The sequence below is a fragment of the Jiangella alkaliphila genome, assembly GCF_900105925.1.
Taxonomy (GTDB): Bacteria; Actinomycetota; Actinomycetes; order Jiangellales; family Jiangellaceae; genus Jiangella; species Jiangella alkaliphila.
The window spans coordinates 4,192,224-4,210,616 of sequence record NZ_LT629791.1 but is presented as its reverse complement, the minus strand read 5'-3'; the positions used below and the strand labels follow the sequence as shown (position 1 = coordinate 4,210,616).

At 69.1% G+C, this 18,393-nt stretch carries 17 protein-coding genes; 8 read left to right on the top strand and 9 right to left on the bottom strand.

The window, feature by feature from the left end; all coding sequences use genetic code 11:
• Positions 1-32: 32 nt before the first annotated feature.
• Together BLV05_RS19195 and BLV05_RS19190 are read right to left on the bottom strand one after the other, a co-directional pair.
• Positions 33-452 (bottom strand): type II toxin-antitoxin system VapC family toxin, encoded by a 420-nt coding sequence (locus tag BLV05_RS19195; protein WP_046771012.1) that lies wholly within the window; start codon positions 450-452, stop codon positions 33-35.
• Positions 449-676: a FitA-like ribbon-helix-helix domain-containing protein gene (locus BLV05_RS19190; RefSeq protein WP_046771048.1), complete on the bottom strand. Its 228-nt coding sequence runs from the start codon at positions 674-676 to the stop codon at positions 449-451. Before BLV05_RS19190 ends, BLV05_RS19195 begins: the two co-directional genes overlap by 4 nt.
• A 425-nt stretch (positions 677-1,101) precedes the next feature.
• Between BLV05_RS19190 and BLV05_RS19185 the strand changes: the two genes are divergently transcribed.
• The gene (locus BLV05_RS19185; RefSeq protein WP_046771011.1) at positions 1,102-1,536 is read left to right on the top strand and encodes a hypothetical protein; all 435 of its coding nucleotides are present in this window, start codon (positions 1,102-1,104) and stop codon (positions 1,534-1,536) included.
• Between the two features lie 135 nt (positions 1,537-1,671).
• Here the strand turns inward: BLV05_RS19185 and BLV05_RS19180 are convergent, their stop codons facing one another.
• Positions 1,672-2,904, bottom strand: coding sequence for a DUF1963 domain-containing protein (locus BLV05_RS19180; protein ID WP_231948862.1), 1,233 nt, complete (start codon positions 2,902-2,904; stop codon positions 1,672-1,674).
• A 733-nt stretch (positions 2,905-3,637) separates the two neighbouring features.
• Between BLV05_RS19180 and BLV05_RS35895 the strand changes: the two genes are divergently transcribed.
• Entirely contained in the window at positions 3,638-3,883 is a 246-nt protein-coding gene (locus BLV05_RS35895; RefSeq protein WP_152690931.1) for a hypothetical protein, read from the top strand.
• Positions 3,884-4,162: 279 nt separating this feature from the next.
• Here BLV05_RS35895 and BLV05_RS19175 read toward each other — a convergent pair whose 3' ends face one another.
• The 6 genes from BLV05_RS19175 to BLV05_RS19150 form a co-directional block, all read right to left on the bottom strand.
• Positions 4,163-5,290, bottom strand: coding sequence for an AbiH family protein (locus BLV05_RS19175; protein WP_160312787.1), 1,128 nt, complete (start codon positions 5,288-5,290; stop codon positions 4,163-4,165).
• A gap of 419 nt (positions 5,291-5,709) precedes the next feature.
• On the bottom strand, positions 5,710-6,513 hold the full coding sequence (locus BLV05_RS19170; RefSeq protein WP_046771009.1) for a nucleotidyl transferase AbiEii/AbiGii toxin family protein: 804 nt from the start codon (positions 6,511-6,513) through the stop codon (positions 5,710-5,712).
• On the bottom strand, positions 6,510-7,193 hold the full coding sequence (locus BLV05_RS19165; RefSeq protein ID WP_046771008.1) for a helix-turn-helix domain-containing protein: 684 nt from the start codon (positions 7,191-7,193) through the stop codon (positions 6,510-6,512). Before BLV05_RS19165 ends, BLV05_RS19170 begins: the two co-directional genes overlap by 4 nt.
• 351 nt (positions 7,194-7,544) lie before the next feature.
• Positions 7,545-8,240, bottom strand: a complete 696-nt coding sequence (locus BLV05_RS19160) for a DUF899 domain-containing protein (protein WP_046771007.1) — start codon at positions 8,238-8,240, stop codon at positions 7,545-7,547.
• Positions 8,241-8,590: 350 nt separating this feature from the next.
• Entirely contained in the window at positions 8,591-9,364 is a 774-nt protein-coding gene (locus BLV05_RS19155) for a hypothetical protein (RefSeq protein WP_052762843.1), read from the bottom strand.
• A gap of 4 nt (positions 9,365-9,368) precedes the next feature.
• Positions 9,369-9,905, bottom strand: a complete 537-nt coding sequence (locus BLV05_RS19150) for a hypothetical protein (protein ID WP_046771006.1) — start codon at positions 9,903-9,905, stop codon at positions 9,369-9,371.
• Positions 9,906-10,604: 699 nt separating this feature from the next.
• Here BLV05_RS19150 and BLV05_RS19145 point away from each other — a divergent pair.
• The 6 genes from BLV05_RS19145 to BLV05_RS19120 all read left to right on the top strand — a co-directional run bounded on the left by BLV05_RS19145 (position 10,605) and on the right by BLV05_RS19120 (position 18,383).
• On the top strand, positions 10,605-12,548 hold the full coding sequence (locus BLV05_RS19145) for a helix-turn-helix domain-containing protein (protein WP_046771005.1): 1,944 nt from the start codon (positions 10,605-10,607) through the stop codon (positions 12,546-12,548).
• Between the two features lie 97 nt (positions 12,549-12,645).
• Positions 12,646-13,914 carry a hydroxymethylglutaryl-CoA reductase, degradative gene (locus tag BLV05_RS19140; protein WP_046771004.1) on the top strand — a complete coding sequence of 423 codons (1,269 nt, stop codon included), beginning with the start codon at positions 12,646-12,648 and terminating at the stop codon, positions 13,912-13,914.
• Complete coding sequence (locus BLV05_RS19135; RefSeq protein WP_046771003.1) at positions 13,911-14,897, top strand: hydroxymethylglutaryl-CoA lyase; 987 nt, start codon at positions 13,911-13,913, stop codon at positions 14,895-14,897. The genes BLV05_RS19140 and BLV05_RS19135 overlap by 4 nt, the downstream gene beginning before the upstream one ends.
• Complete coding sequence (locus tag BLV05_RS19130; RefSeq protein WP_046771002.1) at positions 14,894-16,114, top strand: CaiB/BaiF CoA transferase family protein; 1,221 nt, start codon at positions 14,894-14,896, stop codon at positions 16,112-16,114. The genes BLV05_RS19135 and BLV05_RS19130 overlap by 4 nt, the downstream gene beginning before the upstream one ends.
• The gene (locus BLV05_RS19125; RefSeq protein ID WP_172860672.1) at positions 16,114-17,568 is read left to right on the top strand and encodes an amidohydrolase; all 1,455 of its coding nucleotides are present in this window, start codon (positions 16,114-16,116) and stop codon (positions 17,566-17,568) included. Before BLV05_RS19130 ends, BLV05_RS19125 begins: the two co-directional genes overlap by 1 nt.
• On the top strand, positions 17,565-18,383 hold the full coding sequence (locus BLV05_RS19120) for an FAS1-like dehydratase domain-containing protein (RefSeq protein ID WP_052762842.1): 819 nt from the start codon (positions 17,565-17,567) through the stop codon (positions 18,381-18,383). The genes BLV05_RS19125 and BLV05_RS19120 overlap by 4 nt, the downstream gene beginning before the upstream one ends.
• Positions 18,384-18,393: the final 10 nt, after the last annotated feature.

The following is an 18,393-nucleotide window of genomic DNA, read 5'->3' as shown; positions in this document are numbered from 1 at the left end:
AGCCCGCCTGCCAGCTCGGGCGTCAGCCATCTTCACTCCGCGGCCAGGAATGGGTTGAGGCATCCGACGCCGAGGGGTTCGAAGTGCTTGGTGTTGCGCGTCGCGACGGTCATCTCGCAAGCTAGTGCGATGGCGGCGATGAGCGCGTCATCGAACGGCGCGTGCTCGGGAACCCGGTAGGTGGCAAGGACCCGCGCGGCCGCCAGGTCGAACGGCAGCACGCGGTCCGCGAACGTGGGCAACACCTGCTCGTCGAACCACCGGCGCAAGATCTCTCCTTGCGCTGGGTCGGATCGCTCCTTGGCGACGACTCCGCGCTCGATCTCGGCGACGGTCGTAGCCGTCACGAACTGGTCGGCCACGGGCACCGACGCCGCCCAGGCTTCCACCGACCGATGGCGTCCTCGGACGCGCAGCGCGGACACCACGTTCGTGTCCAAGACATACTTCACAGCTCAGGAGTCCGCGCGGCCAGGCCCAAGCGCTCGGGCTCGAACTCGATATCGGCACCCTCGTCCATGCCCAGCAGGTCGACAATCGTGACGGGCTCACGCTCGAGGCCGTCGGCGAGAATCTCGCGGGCCTCCGCCTCGACCGACCGGTGATGCTGCTGGGCGCGTGCGCGAAGCGCGGCCTTGGTCCCGACCGGAAGGTTGCGGATCAAGATCTGCTCCATGGTGACCACCTCCGATATCATCTCCATGATATCACTCCAGGGATGTGGCTACCACCGACGCGCTTACGACGCGCCTCCAGAACATCAGGCCTTGGGCGCTGCCGGCTGGATCGACTCCAAGAACTCCTCGACCTCGCGTGAGCGGACGTGGCCTTCGGGCACGTCGCGACGCTCGAGACGCGCACTGGCCGCAGCGGCACGCAGAGCCCACCGCCGGATCGCAGTCGCGTCAATCGTGCGCGTCGCCATCATCCCTCCCGTGATCAACCAGCACGATCCAGTCTAGGCGGGTGGGCGGCACGCCGGGGGCCCGTTCTGACAGCGTCCAGTCGCGGCGGAAAGACCCATCTCCGCGACCGCGCGGATCGCGGCAGATGCGTGCAATTCGCTGTCGCTCGACCCGGCGCTGTTCGTAGAGTCCAGACATGGACCGCCTTGCGCTGGATGTCGTGCAGATCCAATACGGACAGCACACCTACAGGGCCCTCGGGATTCTGATCAACGGCGAGCGCATCGAGGATCTGGCTCGGGTCGTCGAGAAGCCTCACGCCGTGGCTGAGAACAACCCGAAGCTGGCCGGCGATTACGCGCCTCTTGCGCTCTCCGACATCGACTCAGACCGGAATCACTTCCTTGGCCATCCAGTTGCGACATGGTTCGAAGACGGCGACACGGTCCTGATGGGCTGCCCTTGCGGCGAGTGGGGTTGCTGGCCGCTCACAGTCCGGGTCGAGGTCAACAGTTCGACGGTTCGCTGGCATGGCTTCCGAAACGGTCACCGCGAGTGGGACCTGAGTGCGCTCGGCCCGTTTGAGTTCGATCGACCGGAGTACGAGGCCGCGCTCAAGGCGCTCGCCTAGCCTGGCCTCTGATCTGTGGGCACCCCACACCGGCATAACAGGCAGATCCGTATGACGCTGGCGCTCGATGATTCGCGGTAAGACGTTGCTCCTTGACGTCGGGACCGTGTGAAGCGCTGCCGGATCGGTGTCGGCTTAACCGCACTGCCAGGTGAAGAGCGCTTCGCCTGGTCGTTCCACGTCGGAGACCAGGTAGTAGAGCTGGCCGACGTCGCCCCACATCATGTTAGCGTCGTCGTCGGACGCGAGTTGCAGCAATAGCTGCCAGGTGGAGGCGGCTGATTGGAGCTCTGGGTCGTCCCACGCGAACGGCTCGCCACCCAGTCCGCGGCGCAGTTGTTCGACCTCCATCTCGACCGGCCCTTGCTGCGGGCATGGATGGCCGCCGATCTGGTGGGTGTTGTATCCGGCGCCGGGCAGTTTCCAGAGAGCGTCGTAGAGCGCTCGGACTGGTTCTGACGGGCGCGCGCTTCCCTCTTTCACGAGGCCGTGCTTCATCCACACGGCCTGTGTCATCGGGGTTTCGTCCGACGGCCAGGTCAGGGTGCGTATCGCCGTCAGCGCGATGGGCGCGATGGGCGCGAAGGGAGTGAGGCCGGGCGGCACGGGCGTGGCGGCGTCGGTGATGTGGGCACGGGTGCTGTTCTCAGGGTGCAGGTGGAGGACGCGGAATCCAGGGCTCGTTGAGGGGTCCCAGGTGCCGACGGTGCTCTGGTAGTCGTCGTATGCGCCGTCGAAGTAGAAGAAGGCAAGGCGGCCATCGTGTGGTATGCCCAGCTCAGGCAGCAGCTCCGTGACCGGTGCACAGTCGAAACTGAGCACGTGGCTGAGCGTGCCATGGCCATCCCAGACGGGCCAGGAGTTGATCGGGAGTGTCGGCAAGCCGCCGAGCTGGGCGATCACGGGGTCGCCTTCGCCCGCGTGGACGAGCCTCAGAGCGGGGCGAAGCATGGCCAGGAAGTCCTCTGCCGCTGGCGCTGGCAGATGCTCCCGAGCGAGCGCGGCCACGTGGCGGATGCGTTCCTCGGTCTCGTCGAGTGACCGGGCCGGCGATGCGGCCGCGGAGCCTTTGTCGGATGGCTGAACGACTTCGATACTGCCGCCGGCCTCGGCGCGAAGGACGACCTGTGTCTCAACTCCATGCGCATCGCGCAGCCTGATCGTTGCGGTGAGTGTTCCGTCACGACCCAGCAGGATGCCGTCGCTGGAGCCTCCGAACGTCTGTGCAGGCCCACCGATTGGTAGCTGCTCCATGATCGAGCGTTGATGCTGGTCGATCCGTCGCTGGATCTCCTCCCGAAGCGCGGCTTGGCGGGCCATCAACTCGTCGTACCGATCTGTCCGCTCACCTCGTTTTGCTCCGAACACGACCGTCAACCTAGCCGCGCCTGATGCACGTGACCAGGAGGACTGCAGTCGTCGGCAGAACCAGGCGCTTCATCAACGCCATCACGCGGCGGGAAGACGCACCTCACTGGCCATGAGCAGTCGGCAGCGGCAGAGTCGAGCCATGGAAGACGAAGTTGCCCTGCCGACGCTGGTTGATCGTGTCTCGCAAGTAACCGACGTGACATACGGCGATCTAGCCCTAATTGGCGCCGCCCTGCTGTCGACCGTGTCCTCCGTAAGTCTTCACGGTTGGGCGTCGCCCGGAAGTAGCCTGGACTACACGAGAGGCGATGCTGGCCCACACGCGACCATTGTTCGCGACTTCGTGGCATGGACTGCGCACAGGAAGCAACTTGCAGACGGTTGCGAGGAACGCTTGCGTTCGTATGTAGAAGAGAGCGGATGGACACACCATCTTCAAGTCCGATTGGGCGAAATGCTCATGCCCGGGTCGGCGTTGGATAATGGCCCGAATGATAAACTCGAGGCGGCCATTAAATGTCAAATAGCGAACGCGGCGGAATGACACGGCACGGCCTGCATCCCAAACCGCATGAGTAGATCGAAAGTCAGCGCCTTCGTCTGCGTCGAAGGTCTGTCGCCGAAGGGATGAGGCCAGACGCCAGTGACGCGTCCCTGACATCGTCGCCCCCGTGGGGACCCCTCATTTGTATCGGCGACACGGAGGCAGACCGCGAGGCCAAGACCGTCGATGAGTGTCACCTTTGGTCCGGACGAGACCTTTTTGCATGCGCAAGCGGGCCACGTTTGGCAAGTTCGGCTCAAGACACTTCAGACAGTTGTTGTCGACGTCGGACTGGCGAATGGCGGTGCCGCGCCGATTGCTGCTGAATTCGATCCGAACGTCCTCGTCCTAACACACTCAGACGATGACCGCGTCGGTGAAGTGGATGCCTTCTTTCAGTTACCCCCAGAGCCCCAATTGTCTGAAGTGTGAGTGTCGTACGAGTGGGGCCTCCTCGCAGGCAACCTCGCTATGGCCGCAGACACGCGTCAGCCATAACAGGACAACTGAGAGTTCACTCCTCGTGACATTGAGGCCGCCGTGACAGGAAGACCGCACTCGGCCCTCTTGGTGAGCCCGTCCGGTTGGCGAACGCGACGACCCGAGCCCGAGAACCGCGAGAATTCGCGTACGGCGACGCTCGTTGTGGAGCGCTCACAAGCCTCGATGTATCAGATCCGTAACCACGCCTGTCGTGAGCCGAGGGTGTCATCAAGTGGCCAGCCAGGTCGGCGGCTCGTGGTCGGTGTATACGACGACGTGGATGCGGTCCTGTATGCGCTGGCGAATGGGGTCGTCGACATCGACGCCTGCTCCACGAAAGAACTTTTCGACGATATCGACACTCGACGTAGTCGCATGCCCGCTGCTCCACCAATATATGACGAGCTCGCTCGCCAGACGGTCGCCTAGGCCCAATACGATGCGACGCCACCACCATCCGTCAGTGATGCCCAGGGAGCATCCGAAGATAATGAACAGCCGCACATCGGAGAAGAGATGACCGTACTCGATGCTGTTCATGGCCCAATAAGGCTTCATTAACTTACGATGAGGATGTATTCCCGGATTGAAGTTGTCCGGAGCGTCGATTCCGAAGAGCAAAGAGCGAGGAATGGCCTGCTGCCCGTGTGGGTGGACAACCTCAGTTCGGAGGTAGGTTGACCACCCGGTGTCCTTATTGCCGTGACCGCTAGGATGGTCTGACGGGTTTGGGTAGAATGTGAAGTTTCTATCCGCCCACTTATGCTGGCGGGGCTGCCACTGTTCTTGGTCTCTGTAAATATAGTCGTCCAGCAGCGGCGTGTAGTTGAAATTAACGAAAAAGAAGTTGAAGAGGTGGTAGTGGTTTGTTTCTTTCGGGAATGTGAAGCCTTCGAAGGTCGAACTCCTAGCGACGTCTCCAATGAATTTCGACATTGAAGTGATTGCGAGGGCCTGGGAGGATGAGTCCCGTCCGACAGCGGCCAGTAGATCCGGAGGAGCAACGAGCTCCAGGTACTCGGAGAATGTAGCTTGAATGGCCACGGTCGCCTTGTAAATATCCTCTGGGTCCGCTGAGGTTCCAGAACCAGATATCAGCATCTCGATGGCTTGCTCAACGTCACTCCAGTTGCTCCTCCCTTGCTCCTTAAGAGTGGCCATCTGCTGAACGATCAGGTTGGTCGAGTCGAACTCGCGTGCACGAAGATAATGGAAAAAGGCGGCATAGCGAGGCGAGAACCGGGTCCGGTGTTGCCGGGTGACCTGTATATCGAACCCGTTCCCAACTAGCGCCATAATATTGTGCTGCGCCGCCAGCATTTCATATTCGCTGGTTGTGAACTGTCGGAAACCCATGATTGCCATCCCGATCGCCGCCCGCGCGGACCGTTGGTCTGTGAAGATCTGGAGACACGATACCGGCGCAGTCCCTCCCGGGTGGCTTCGCGGCGCACCAGGAGCGAATGGCCAGTTGTCTGCGATCACGCGACTCGGCACACCGCCAATGCTCAAGAGTCCAAGGTAGCCCGAAGTGACCTGTCTGCCTTGCGCGATGGCAGGCTTCGATCGACCGGGAAGGCGCGTTGAGTCGGATCAGAGACGACTTGCGGCTCGTCATATCTGCGCCTGCCTCGGTGGAGGTCGACGCGAAGGTGCCGCGAGGCGAGCGGACCCGCCGCGGGATGACCCGCGGCGCACGCTATTTGCGGCGGTACGACGTTCTCGAGGAGGCTGCGGGTCGCAGCGGGAGTGGGGCGGCCGGCCTGTCATTCGAGTCAGGCGGGCGCGCAGAGGATTCGCAGTGCCGCTGCGGCGTTGGCACGGCCGCGTTCGGGGAGTTGCCGCCAGGCCGGGTGATGCCGTGGCAGTGCCCTTTCCAGCGTGGCGAGACGGGTGCGGTCGGAGCCGGCGAAGTTGTCTCGCTCGGCGAATGGGTCCGTGATGCAGGTCAGCAAGGCTGCCGCGTCGAACAGGTGACGGTCGCGGTCGCGGGAGTCGGTGGTGTAGGCGGCGGCCTTCAAGATGAGTGCACCGAATGGGCGAGGCACCGAGACGGTGGTGACGGTGCCGGGCTCTATCTCCAGGCGAGCGTTGATGGTGCGACGCAGCGCCTGGGTGCCGCCTTCGATGCGGACCATGTCGCGTCCGCGGAGCCGTTCGACGACCTTCGGGGCCGGGTGGTCGGAGATGAGCACGTCGACGATCTCATCGTCGGCCGCACCGGTGACCAGGTCGACTGTGCTGGTGCCGCGCACGAATCGGTGGGCGGTGTTGTTGCGCGGGTCGATGGTGTCCTGGAGCTCGTAGCCGATGGCCTCCAGTGCTGTCGCGGTGGCGTGAGGGACGCCCCGGCCGGTTTCTATATGCAGGACGATGTCGACGTCGTTGGTCGGCCGGACGACTCCCAGTCCGTGGTGCACGGTGTGCAACTGTGTCATCAGACCGCCGACGAGGGTCCACCTGTCAGCGGGGAGCACGGAGGCGAGTTCAGCGACGTTGGGCCATGGTGGCGGCCAGCCGCCGACGGCGGTGTCGACGTCGATAGTTGGGCGCGCCCGCTCAGAGGGCCGGTCAGTCATCGGCGGTACCTGTCCAGGATCTCAGTGATTGCACGCTCCCCGACGCCGCGGACGCGGGGATCGAGGGACGTGGCAGCGTCGAGCGCAGCGACGGTCGCACTGCGTGAAGCGAGGTGGGTGACGACGTCGAAGTCGAACCCGGTGGCGCGCACGACGACGTTGCCGTCGGGGTCCTTACGCAGGCCGAGGTACCGGACCGTGGCGTCGAGTGTGTCGGCGGCGAGGTATCCCTCAGCGGTGCCGGGTTCGATCGGACCGATCGCGAGCCCGAGCGCAGCCTGGTCGGCGACGGCCATCATCTCTGTCAGTCGGTTGACTGCGGCGGGGTGCCCAGTGAACGTGTGTACCTTGGCCCGGCCACGGGTACGGACGACGAGATCGGCAGGATCGGTGACCGCACGCAGCGCGCTGCGCAGACGCGAGGCCTGCACCCGTCCAAGCCAGGAGGAGGTGTCCCCGCTCAGGAGCGCGATCGCCCCCCATGCGGTGTGCTCGGCCCACACTCGGGTGCGGCCTCCCTGGCGTTCGGTGAGGAAGCGGTCGAGGGAGGACCGGTCGATCAGGCCTCGAGCGATCCTGGTCACCTCACCGGAGTCTGCGAGCCTGCGAACGTGCTGGACCGTCACGCCGAGGATGCGTGCTGCCTCCTCGGTGCTGACGAACTCTCCGCTCGACGGCATAACAGATAATGTTCCATTTCGCGCCTAATTTGTAAACCACACGAGCGCCCGAAGGCGCTGTGTAGTGGCGGATGACGCACACCATCGGGTCCACATGAGGCGGAATGACGCACAGTCAGCCAGTCGCAGAGTCCCGAGTTCCGTGACGACACGTGGTGTGCGTGGCTCGTCGCTCGCGGCGGGAGAGTCGCATGATCAGGGCGCAGGCCGACGAGCGGATTCGGTGTAATCTGACCTACCCTGAGGCGTGCCGCGCGTGTCCGGGGTACCACGGGTCCACGTCCCTGGAACCCGACGCTGTCGGCGGCACGAGGACGCGGCCATGGCAACGGCAGACTGCCACGACGGCGATTACGCGGGTTTGCCGTACGCGTCGTGGTAGTTCCACCACCCGTATGGTGGGGTCTGCGGATAGCCCTCCGGTGAGTCCTCCCATTCCTCCTGGCGGCCGAGTGCGGTGATGTCCAGGTAGCTCCAGGTGCTTCCCATCGCCTCATCGCCGCGGCTGTCGACGAAGTAGGTGCGGTAGATGCGCTCGCCGTCGCGGATGAAGGCGTTGGTTCCGTGCCACTCGTCGACTCCGAAGTCTTTGTCAAAGTCGTCGGTGATCGTGTACCACGGGATCAGCTCCCAGCCCATGCGCTCCTTCAGGCCCTGGATCTCGGGCTGGGGAGCCCGCGAAACGAACGCGAGCGTGGTGTCGCGCGCGTTCAGGTGGGCGGGGTGCGCGACCTGGTCGGCGAGGAATGAACAGCCCACGCAGGCTCGCTCCGGGTATCCGCCGCCCCCCTCCGGGTACGTGGTGACGTCCGGCGCGTAGAAGGCGCGGTAGACGATCAGCTGGCGGCGACCCTCGAACAGGTCGAGAAGGCTCAACGGGTCCTCCGGCCCGTCGAAGCTGTACTCCTTGTCCACAGCCATCCACGGCATCCGGCGGCGCTTGGCGGCCAGCGCATCGCGGGCGCGGGTCAGCTTCTTCTCCTCGACCAGCAGCTCCCCGCGGGCGGCATCCCACTCCTGCGCTGACACAATCGGCGGAGTCTTCATCGTGGCCGGTCCTCCTTCGGAACTCGACGACGTCGCACAGGCAGCCCTACAGGGCGCGCATACGATCCATCCAGTCCGCCGCTTCGCTCAGCACGCCGGGCTGGATCAACAGCCGGTGCGTCTGACCTTCGATCGTACGCCGCATACGCCGGCTCCTCGAGCACCCGCAGGCGCTTCGCGATCGCCGGCCTAGACACCCGAAACGGCGGTCGCCTCGCCCACGACCTTCGCGGTTCACTCTCCACGGCTACTCCGATGAACGAAACGCCTGACCTTGAGCAGCGAAGCCGCTGCTCGCGCCTCTAGACACGCTGCCGCTGTCGCGGCGGAATGACGCGGGTCGGAAGACGTCACGCACCTTGCTGGACCAGCTCTTCGGCAGCCGTCACGCCCGGGGGCAGCAACGTCACAGTGCGCTTATCGACGTCGTAGTCGATCAGGCGGGCCTTGTGCAGCGCCTTCAGGACGTCCTTGCGGAAACTCGGGAGCCCCGGGTGCTCAAGCCACCTGAAGAGGTTGGTCTCAGCGACCTCCCCGGCCTCCGTCAGCAGCAGCACGAGCGCTTGCTGCTTCCAGGTCATGCCAGTGCGCAGAACCCGCTTCTTGTTGCCCCGGGTCCACACCCAGGCGACCTCGCGTTCGATGAGTGCATCAACGATGGCCGTGGCCTCGTCAATGTGCAGCGTGTGCAGCAGGCGGACCAACTCGGCCATGAGCCACTTCGCCGTATAGAGCACGACGGTCGCGTCCATGTGGTTCGGGTCCACCTCGGCCCCGGCGTGGCCGACCCCGCGGTTGTTCCGGATGTCGTACAGGCCGACCATCATGCGGGGGATCAGGATCCGGGGCGACCGGCTGTCGGGGACCTGCGCGTACTTCTGCTCCAGTCCCAGGCAGGTCTGCGGGAAGCGGTTGGGCTTCCTCGCGCGGGCCGGATACTTCCCGCCATCCAGCCACCCGACGACGACCGTGTAGACCGCCTCGCACAACTTGCCGCCGTTCAGTTCCGACGGCTCCCACTTGTGCTCGCGGTAATTCTTGACGATCTCGTTGAAGGCGTCGAGGAGGTCATCCCGCAGCGTGGTGGGCAGGACGGAGAACGCGTCCTGGGGCGCCAGTCCCACGGCGTCAGCCGCCGTGGCCGAGCATGCCCTGCACGTAGACGAGACCCTCGCGAGTCACCTTGTACGTCTTGCGCGCCTGCCGTGCGCTGCCCGACTTCTGCAACTGAATGACGCGCTGGGGGCGCTTCCGGATATTGCTTGTCAGAGCGTCCGTGATGTTCGGGATCGCGTGGCCGAGGTTGCGCAGGTCCTTCTGCAGCGCGGTGGACTGCCACTTCTCCTCGCCCTCGTGGACCTGCCGCCAGTACGCAGCCAGGAGCGCCTTGTCCTCGTTGGTCTTCGGGTCCGCCGCCGCGAAGAGGTCGCCGAAGTCCGCGAAGTCCGGGTCCTCGGACGTGATCTCGTCCTGGGTCACGCCCTCGTCATCGCCGCCGCTGTCCTCGGCCGCCCCGTCGGAGGAGCCGCGCCCGACCCCTCCCTTCGGGAGCGCGACGCTGTAGCGCTCGGCCGCCCAGCGGAGTACTCGGCCTCGCTGGTCCTCCTCCAGGTCGGCGATCGCGGTCGCCACCGCCGACATTGCGTCGATCTCTGGGTCGCTCATGCGAACCTCCTCATACTTTCGATGTACCTCAAGAGTACACCGAGTGTAAGGGCAGCATGAGAAGCAAGACTGTGCCAGTGTCTCGGCGCATGTCGGCACTGCCGCACCGGGAAATACTGAGTCGTCCGCCCGCCGCGGGGAGCAGCAGCCGAACGAGTTTCCTTTACTCCAGGGCTGGCCGAGGCCCGCGAGTATGCGAGCGGTCTCGCCTGCGTCTTCGTGGGCGAACTGACGTCGTGCTCAAGTCAGAGGCCGGCCCGCCGTAGGGATGCTGCGCTGCGAGGATCGCGGTTCAACACCGAGGTACACCACCGGGCCTCGCAGTTGGGCGGCGGCACGGGTGTCGAAGCGGCATACACCGGTCGATCTCAACCGGATCTCGTCAGCCATCCGGAGGACGATCCGACCAAGGCAGACGATCCGCGAGCGTCTGGACAAGTGGATCGCGGCCTTCGTCGAAGCGGCGTGGCCAGCCGCCGGCCAGGGGCGGCGGGCGACGAGATGCCGGCCCCACCCGCGGTGCGCGAGTGGGTCAGGGAGCTGAACCGCAAGATCGAGAACCCCGTCCTTGGCGATGTATCCGGGGCATTGGCGAACGAGACGAGTCCGCGGACCGGCTCAGCCGCCTCACAGACAGCAACCGTCGCCGACACCAAGCGCGCGTCGTATGGTGGCGCCACCCATATCGAGGAGGGGCTGGTGGACGAATCCTCCACGGTGCAGGCGGTGGCGACCATCGTCTCCGCGGTCATCGACGACGTCGGGGCGGGGCCGCGGGAGCTGACGCAAGCGTTCGAGCGGCTCGGTCTGCGCGAGGACGAGTCGGCCCGGGCGGCCGACCTGGTGCACCGGGCGCACGGCGAGAGCGTGCGGCTGCGCCGCCGCGAGCACGAGATCGCCGCACTGTTCTCCAGCGCCCGCGAGCTGGCCGAGGTGCGCGACGGCGACCTGCTGCTGGACCGGCTGGTGAACCGCGCGCACGACATCATGGGGTGCGACGTCACGTACCTCTCGGTGCTCGACCCGGCGACGCGTGAGCTGCGGGTGCGCACGACGATCGGGGCGGTCAGCCCGGAGTTCCAGCACCTGCTGGTGCCGGCCGGCCGCGGCCTGGTCAGCGAGATCGTCGAGTCGCGCACGGCCCGGTGGGTGGGCCGCTACGGCACCTACCCGAAGCCCCGCCACGAGCCCACCGTCGACCGCGCCGTCGAGGCAGAGGGGCTGGTGTCGCTGCTGGGCGTGCCGATGCTCACCGGCGACGACGTGCTCGGCGTGCTGTTCGTGGCGACGCGGCGCGAGTCGGTCTTCACGCCGGAGCAGATCTCGGTGCTGTCCGCGCTCGCCGACCACGCGTCGGTCGTCCTGCAGACGGCGGACATGCTGCACCACCTGCGCCGATCCGAGGACGAGGCGCGCCGGGCGCTCAGCCGGCTCACCGAGCACCTCGCCGAGCGCGACCGCGCCAACACGGTGCACCAGGAGCTGGTGCAGGCGGTGTTGCGCGGCGGCGGCGTCAGCCAGATCGCCGGGACGCTGGCGGCCGCGCTGTCGCGCACCGTCACGATCGTCGACGCCGAGGCGCGCGTCGTCGCCGACTCGGCCGGCGCGGCCGCCAACACCACCGTCGCGCTGGGCCGCGAGACCGCCGCCGCGATCGAACGGAGCCGGGCCTCGGGCCCGTGCGTCGTCGTCGAAGACGGCGCCGTTGCAGCCGTCACCGCGGGCTCGGAGGACCTCGGCGCGCTGCTCCTCGGGCCTGGCGACTTCGAGCTCGGGCCGGTCGACCGGCGCACCGTCGAGCGGGCCGCCCAAGTGTGCGCGCTGGTCGAGCTGCAGCTCAAGGCCGTCGCCGACACCGAGCGACGGCTCCAGTCCGGGCTGGTCGCCGACATCCTCGAGGCGTGGCGGGAGCGCGGCGACGACATCGCCCGGCGGGCCCGTTCCTTCGACGTCGTGCCCGCCGACCTCGACACCGTGCACGTCTTCGCCGTCGACGGTGGCGCCCGCGCCGGTGCCGAGCGCGTCCTCATGCGGCTGCTGCGCGGGCACGGGCTGGTCGGCGAGTGCCGCGGCTACGTCACCGCGATCGTCGACTCGTCCCGGACGGCGATCGACGCCGGCACGCTGCGCGACCGGATCGCCCAGCACACGGCGCACCCGGTGCTCGGCGTCACCGCCGCGCCGGCGGCCTCGCCGGCCGAGCTGGGCGGACGGTTCACCCTGGCCACGCGGACGGCGCGGCTGCTGGAGGCGATCGGCGTGACCGGCCGCTCGGTGAGCACCGACGAGTATCTGCCCTACGCCTCGGTGTTCGACGCCGACGCCGCCACGCTGACGGCGTTCCTCGACGCCACCATCGGCGCCGTCCGCGCCTACGACGCCGAGAAGGGCACCGAGCTGCTCGCCACCTTGCGCGCGTTCGTGCGGTGCAACGCCAGTCCGACGCGGACCGCGCGGCTGCTGCGCTTCCACACCAACACCGTGCTCCAGCGGCTGGACCGCATCGCGACCATCCTCGGTGCGGACTGGCGCGACGACGAGCGGCTGTTCCGCATCTCGCTGGCCGTCAGGCTGGACGAGCTCGCCCACGGCCTGGCCGGCGGACAGGCTAACCACCCACGCCCAGGGCGTGATCGTGGGTGATCGTCCCATACCCGCACCACACGGCGGCCCCTAGCGTGGACGCGCGGACACCAGCGACCGACGGAGGTGGCCGCCCGCCGGGAGCGAGGGAGCGTTCATGGCCGTGACGAGCCGGATTCCGGGCCTGCGGGATCACAGCGTCGAGGACCGGCGCCGCCTGGTGGCGGAGCACGCCGAGGTCGCCGCCGACGACCTGGCCGTCCTCGACCCCGTTCGCGGCCTCGGCCTCGACCAGGCCGACCATCTGATCGAGAACGTCGTCGGCGCCATCGCCGTCCCGGTCGGCGTCGCCACGAACTTCATCGTCAACGGGCGCGACCGGCTGGTTCCGATGGCCACCGAGGAGCCGTCGGTCGTCGCGGCGGCCAGCAACGCCGCCCGGATGGCCCGCGGGCAGGGCGGCTTCCACACGTCGAACACCGGCTCGGTGATGATCGCCCAGGTGCAGCTGGTCGACGTCGTCGACCCGCATGGCGCCCGGGCGCGCATCCTCGAGGCCGGGCCGGAGATCATGACGCTGGCCGACGCGCAGGACCCGCTGCTCGCCTCACTCGGCGGCGGCATGCGCGGCGTCGACGCGCGGGTGCTCGGCACCCGCCTGGGCGACCAGGTGATCGTCCATCTGACGGTCGACGTGCGCGACGCGATGGGCGCCAACGCCGTCAACACCATGGCCGAGGCGGTCGCGCCCCGGCTGGCCGAGCTGGCCGGCGGGCGCCCGCTGCTGCGCATCCTCAGCAACAAGGCCGAGCTGCGCCTCACCCGGGCCCGCGCCGTGTTCGACGCCGAGCTGCTCGGCGGCCCCGGCGTCGTCGACGGCATCGTGCTCGCCTCCGCGTTCGCCGAGGCCGACCCGTACCGGGCCGCCACCCACAACAAGGGCATCATGAACGGCGTCACCGCCGTGGTGCTCGCGACCGGCAACGACACCCGCGCGGTCGAGGCGGGCTGCCACTCGCACGCCGTCCGCGACGGCCGCTACTCGGCGCTGTCGCGGTTCGAGAAGGACGCCGACGGCAACCTCGCCGGGTCGATCGAGCTGCCGCTCGCGGTCGGACTGGTAGGCGGCGCAACCCGGGCCCATCCGGTCGCCCGCGCCGCCCTGGCGATCCTCGGCATCGAGACCGCCACCGAGCTGGCCGACGTCATCGCGTCCGTCGGCCTCGCGCAGAACCTCGCCGCCTGCCGAGCGCTGGCCACCGAGGGCATCCAGCGCGGCCACATGACGCTGCACGCCCGCACGATCGCCGCCTCCGCCGGCGCGCTCCCCCACGAGGTGACGGCGGTCGCCGGCCGGCTGGTCGCCGACGGCCGGATCCGGGTCGAGCACGCGGAGCAGGTGCTCCGCGAGCTGAGGGCGTCATGACGGCCCGGTGGTCGCCGCGGCCGCTGGTCGCCGGCGCGGGCGGGCTGCCGCCGAAGGTGACGGTGTACGAGGTCGGCCCGCGCGACGGGCTGCAGGCCGAGTCCGCCGTCGTGCCGACCGCGGTGAAGGCGGAGTTCTGCCGCCGCCTCGCCGCCGCCGGCGTCCGGAACCTGGAGGTGACCAGCTTCGTGCCGCCCGGCGTCATCCCCGCGCTCGCCGACGCCGAGGACCTGCTGACTGAGCTGGACGGCGACCTGGGCGGCGTCCGCACGGTCTGCCTGATCCCGAACAAGCGCGGGCTCGACCGCGCGCTCGCGGCCGGTGTCACCGAGGTCGCCGTCATCACCAGCGCGACGGAGTCGTTCGCGCGGGCGAACCTCAACACCGGCCGCGACGCCGCCGCGCGCAAGGCGGCCGAGGTCACCGCGGCGGCACGGCGCGCGGGGCTGGCGGCCCGCGGCTACGTGTCGATGGCCTTCGGCGACCCGTGGGAGGGCCGGGTCGAGCCCGCCGCCGTCGCCGGGATCGCGGCCGACCTGCACGCCGCCGGGTGCGCGACGATCTCGCTGGGCGACACCATCGGCGTCGCCACACCGGGCCAGATCGGGACGGTCATCGGGGCGCTCGGGGCGGCCGGCGTGCCGCGAGAGTCGATCGCGCTGCACGGCCACGACACCTACGGCCAGGCGCTGGCCAACGTGCACGCGGCGCTGCTCGCCGGCGTCACCGAGTTCGACGCGTCGACCGGTGGCCTGGGACGATGCCCGTACGCGCCCGGCGCGACCGGTAACCTCGCGACCGAGGACCTCGTGTGGATGCTGCACGGCCTCGGCATCGAGACCGGCCTCGACCTCGACGCCCTCGTCCGCACCAGCGCCTGGATGGCCGAGCGGCTGCGCCGGCCCGCCGTCGCCTCCCGCGTCGCCACGGCCCTGCTCGCCGCGGCGGCCGACACCGACCGACCCTCGGGAGTTCTCACGTGACGCTGCCGCACCGCACCGGCGCCCTCGCGGGCGTGGTCGTCCTCGACCTGTCCCGGGTCCTGGCCGGGCCCTACTGCGCGGAGATCCTCGCCGACTTCGGCGCCACCGTCATCAAGATCGAGAACCCGCGCGACCCCGACGTGACCCGCGGCTTCCCGCCGTACCTGCGCCACGGCGACGAGGAGCTGAGCGGCTATTTCGCGCAGTACAACCGCGGCAAGCTCGGCATCACCCTCGACCTCTCCACCGAGGCGGGCCGGCAGGCGCTGATCGACCTAGCGAAGCGCGCCGACATCGTGATCGAGAACTTCCGCCCGGGCACGATGGACAAGCTCGGCGTTGGCTACGACGTGCTGCACGAGGCCAACCCGCGACTGGTGTACACCGCGATCTCCGGCTACGGGCAGACCGGCCGCAACCGCACCAAGCCCGCGTTCGACAGCACCGCGCAGGCCGCCGGCGGGCTGTGGTCGATGAACGGCGCGCCCGGCGGCGTCCCCGTCCGGGTCGGCACCGTGATCGGCGACCTCGCCGCCACCCTCTTCGCGGTGACGGGGACGCTCATGGCGCTGCGGCATGCCGAGCGCACCGGCGCCGGCCAGCTGGTCGACGTCGCCCAGGTCGACAGCGTCGTCGCGCTCACCGAGAACGCCGTCGTCAACTACACCGTCGACGGCGTCGTCGCCACGCACACCGGCAACCAGCACCCGTGGGTGCGGCCGTACGAGCTGTTCCCCTGCGCCGACGGCTTCGTCTTCTTCGGCGGCTACACCGACAAGTTCTGGCGGCTGAGCTGCGAGCTGTTCGGGACGCCAGAACACGCGGCCGACCCGGAGATCGACTCGATGCGCAAGCGGTTCGAGCAGGACGTCTACGAGCGGCGGGTGCGCCCGATCGTCCTCGGCTGGTTCGCCGACCGGACGAAGGCCGAGCTCGAGGCGCTGGCCGGCGACACCGTCCCGCTCACCGCCGTCAAGAGCGTCGGCGAGGTCGTCGACGACCCGGCCACGGCCGAGCGCGAGATGGTCGTCAGCGTCGACCACGAGGAGTTCGGGCAGGTGCGCATGTTCGGCCAGCCGGTGAAGCTCAGCGAGACGCCGGCCGACACGACGCTGCGGGCCGGCGGCCTCGGCGAGCACACCGAGCTGGTGCTGACGGCTCTGGCCGGCTACGACGCGGACGCCGTCGCGGCGCTGCGCGAGGCGGGGGCGATCTGATGGCGCTGCTGCTGCGCGGCGGGCGCCGCTACGGCGGCGAGCCCGTCGACGTGCTGGTCGAGGACGGCCGGCTCGCCGCGGTCACCCCGGCCGGCACTCCGGTGCCGGCGCCGCGCGACGCGGAGGTCGTCGACCTGGACGGCCGGTTCGTCGGCCCCGGCCTGTGGGACGCACACGTCCACTTCACCCAGTGGGTCGCCGCCCGCGACCGCTTCGACCTGGCCGCGGCCAAGAGCGCCGCCGACGCCGCCGCGATGGTGCGCACCCGGCTGGCCGCCGGCGCCGCGGCCGGTGTGCTGATCGGCTACGGGTTCCGCGACGCGCTCTGGCCGGACGAGCCGTCGGTCGCGCTGCTCGACGACGCCGCCGCCGGCACCCCGGTCGTGCTGGTCAGCGGCGACCTGCACTGCGGCTGGCTGAACACCGCCGCCTCGCGCAGGTACGGTCTGCCGGTGCCGCCGTCGGGGCTGCTGCGCGAGACGGACTGGATCGGGACGCTGCAGCGCATCGACGCGGAGGCGGGGCAGGACGTCGACGCCGTCCGCGCGTCCGCCGACGCCGCTGCCGCGAGGGGTGTCGTCGGCATCGTCGACTTCGAGAACGACGACCTCCTCGCGCTCTGGCCCGAACGGGTCGCGGCGGGCGTCACGTCGCTGCGGGTCGACGCGGCCGTCTGGCCGGCCCGGCTCGACGCCGCGATCCGCGCCGGGCACCGCACCGGCGACATGCTGGACGAGCACGGCCTGGTGCGCGTCGGCCCGCTCAAGGTCGTCGCGGACGGCTCGCTCAACACCCGCACGGCGTACTGCTGGCAGCCCTACCCCGGCACCGGCGACCACGGCGTCCAGAGCGTCGGCCCGGCCGAGCTGCGCCGGCTGCTGCGCTCGGCCACGGGGAACGGCATCGACGCCGCCGTGCACGCGATCGGCGACCGCACGAACACCGAGGTCCTGGACGCGTTCGAGGAGCTGGGCGTCCCCGGTACGATCGAGCACGCGCAGCTGGTCCGGCCACAGGACGTGCCCCGGTTCGCCCGGCTCGGGGTGGTCGCCAGCGTCCAGCCCGAGCACGCCATGGATGACCGCGACGTCGCCGACCGGCACTGGGCCGGCCATGCGGAGCACGCCTTCGCCTACGGGTCGCTGCACGCCGCCGGCGCCGTCCTCCGGCTGGGCTCCGACGCGCCGGTCGCGCCGCTGGACCCGTGGGTGTCGGTCGCTGCAGCCGTCCACCGGCACCGCGACGGACGCGCGGCGTGGCATCCCGAGCAGCGGCTGCCGGTCGAGGCGGCGCTGGCCGCGAGCGCCCGCGGCCGCACCGCGCTCGCCGCCGGCGAACCGGCCGATCTCGTCGTCGTCGAGGCCGATCCATCGACGCCGGACGAGCCCGGCCTGCGCGGGATGACCGTCGCCGCGACGCTGCTCGGCGGCCGCTGGACCTGGAGGTCGCTGTGACCAGCCGCACCGACACGATCCGGCGCGAGCCGGCCCGCGCCTACCGCGACACCTTCGCGCCCTCCGACCCCGCCGAGCCCGACGCGCTGCCGCCGGGCTGGCACAAGCTGTACTTCACCGCCGCACCGCGGCTGGACGAGCTGCGCCCCGACGGCACCCCCGGCCGCGACGGCGTCGTCCCGGACATCGCGCTGCCGCGCCGCTTGTACGCCGGCGAGGAGCTGACCTTCCACCGGCCGATCCGGTTCGGCGAGACGCTCGAGCTGACGACGACGCTCGGCGACGTGAAGGAGAAGACCGGCGGCAGCGGGCCGCTGGTGTTCGTCACGCTGGAGAGCACCATCCGGTCCGGCGCCGAGGTCGTGACGTCCATCCGGCAGCGCGACGTGTTCCTCGGCGAGGCCCCGCCCGGCAGCGCGCCGCGGCCGGTCGCCGGTCCGGCCGAGGCTGAGTGGACGTGGACCGGCGAGCTGACCGTCACCCCGGTGCAGCTGTTCCGGTTCTCGGCGCTCACATTCAACAGCCACCGCATCCACTACGACCGCGACTGGGTGCGCGACGTCGAGGGACAGCCGGACCTCATCGTCCACGGGCCGCTGCTCGAGCTGTTGCTGCTCGACTTCTGCGTCCGCAACGCGCCTGACCACCCCGTCGCCCGCTTCTCGATGCGCGCGATCGCGCCCGCCTACGTCGACACCCCGATCCGGCTGGCCGGCGTGCCGCAACCGGGCGGCGCCCGGGTCTGGGCGCTCGACGACAAGGGCGACGTGCTCTCGACCGGCGAGGCCGCCTGGGCCGCGCCCGACGCCGACTGACGGAGGACCC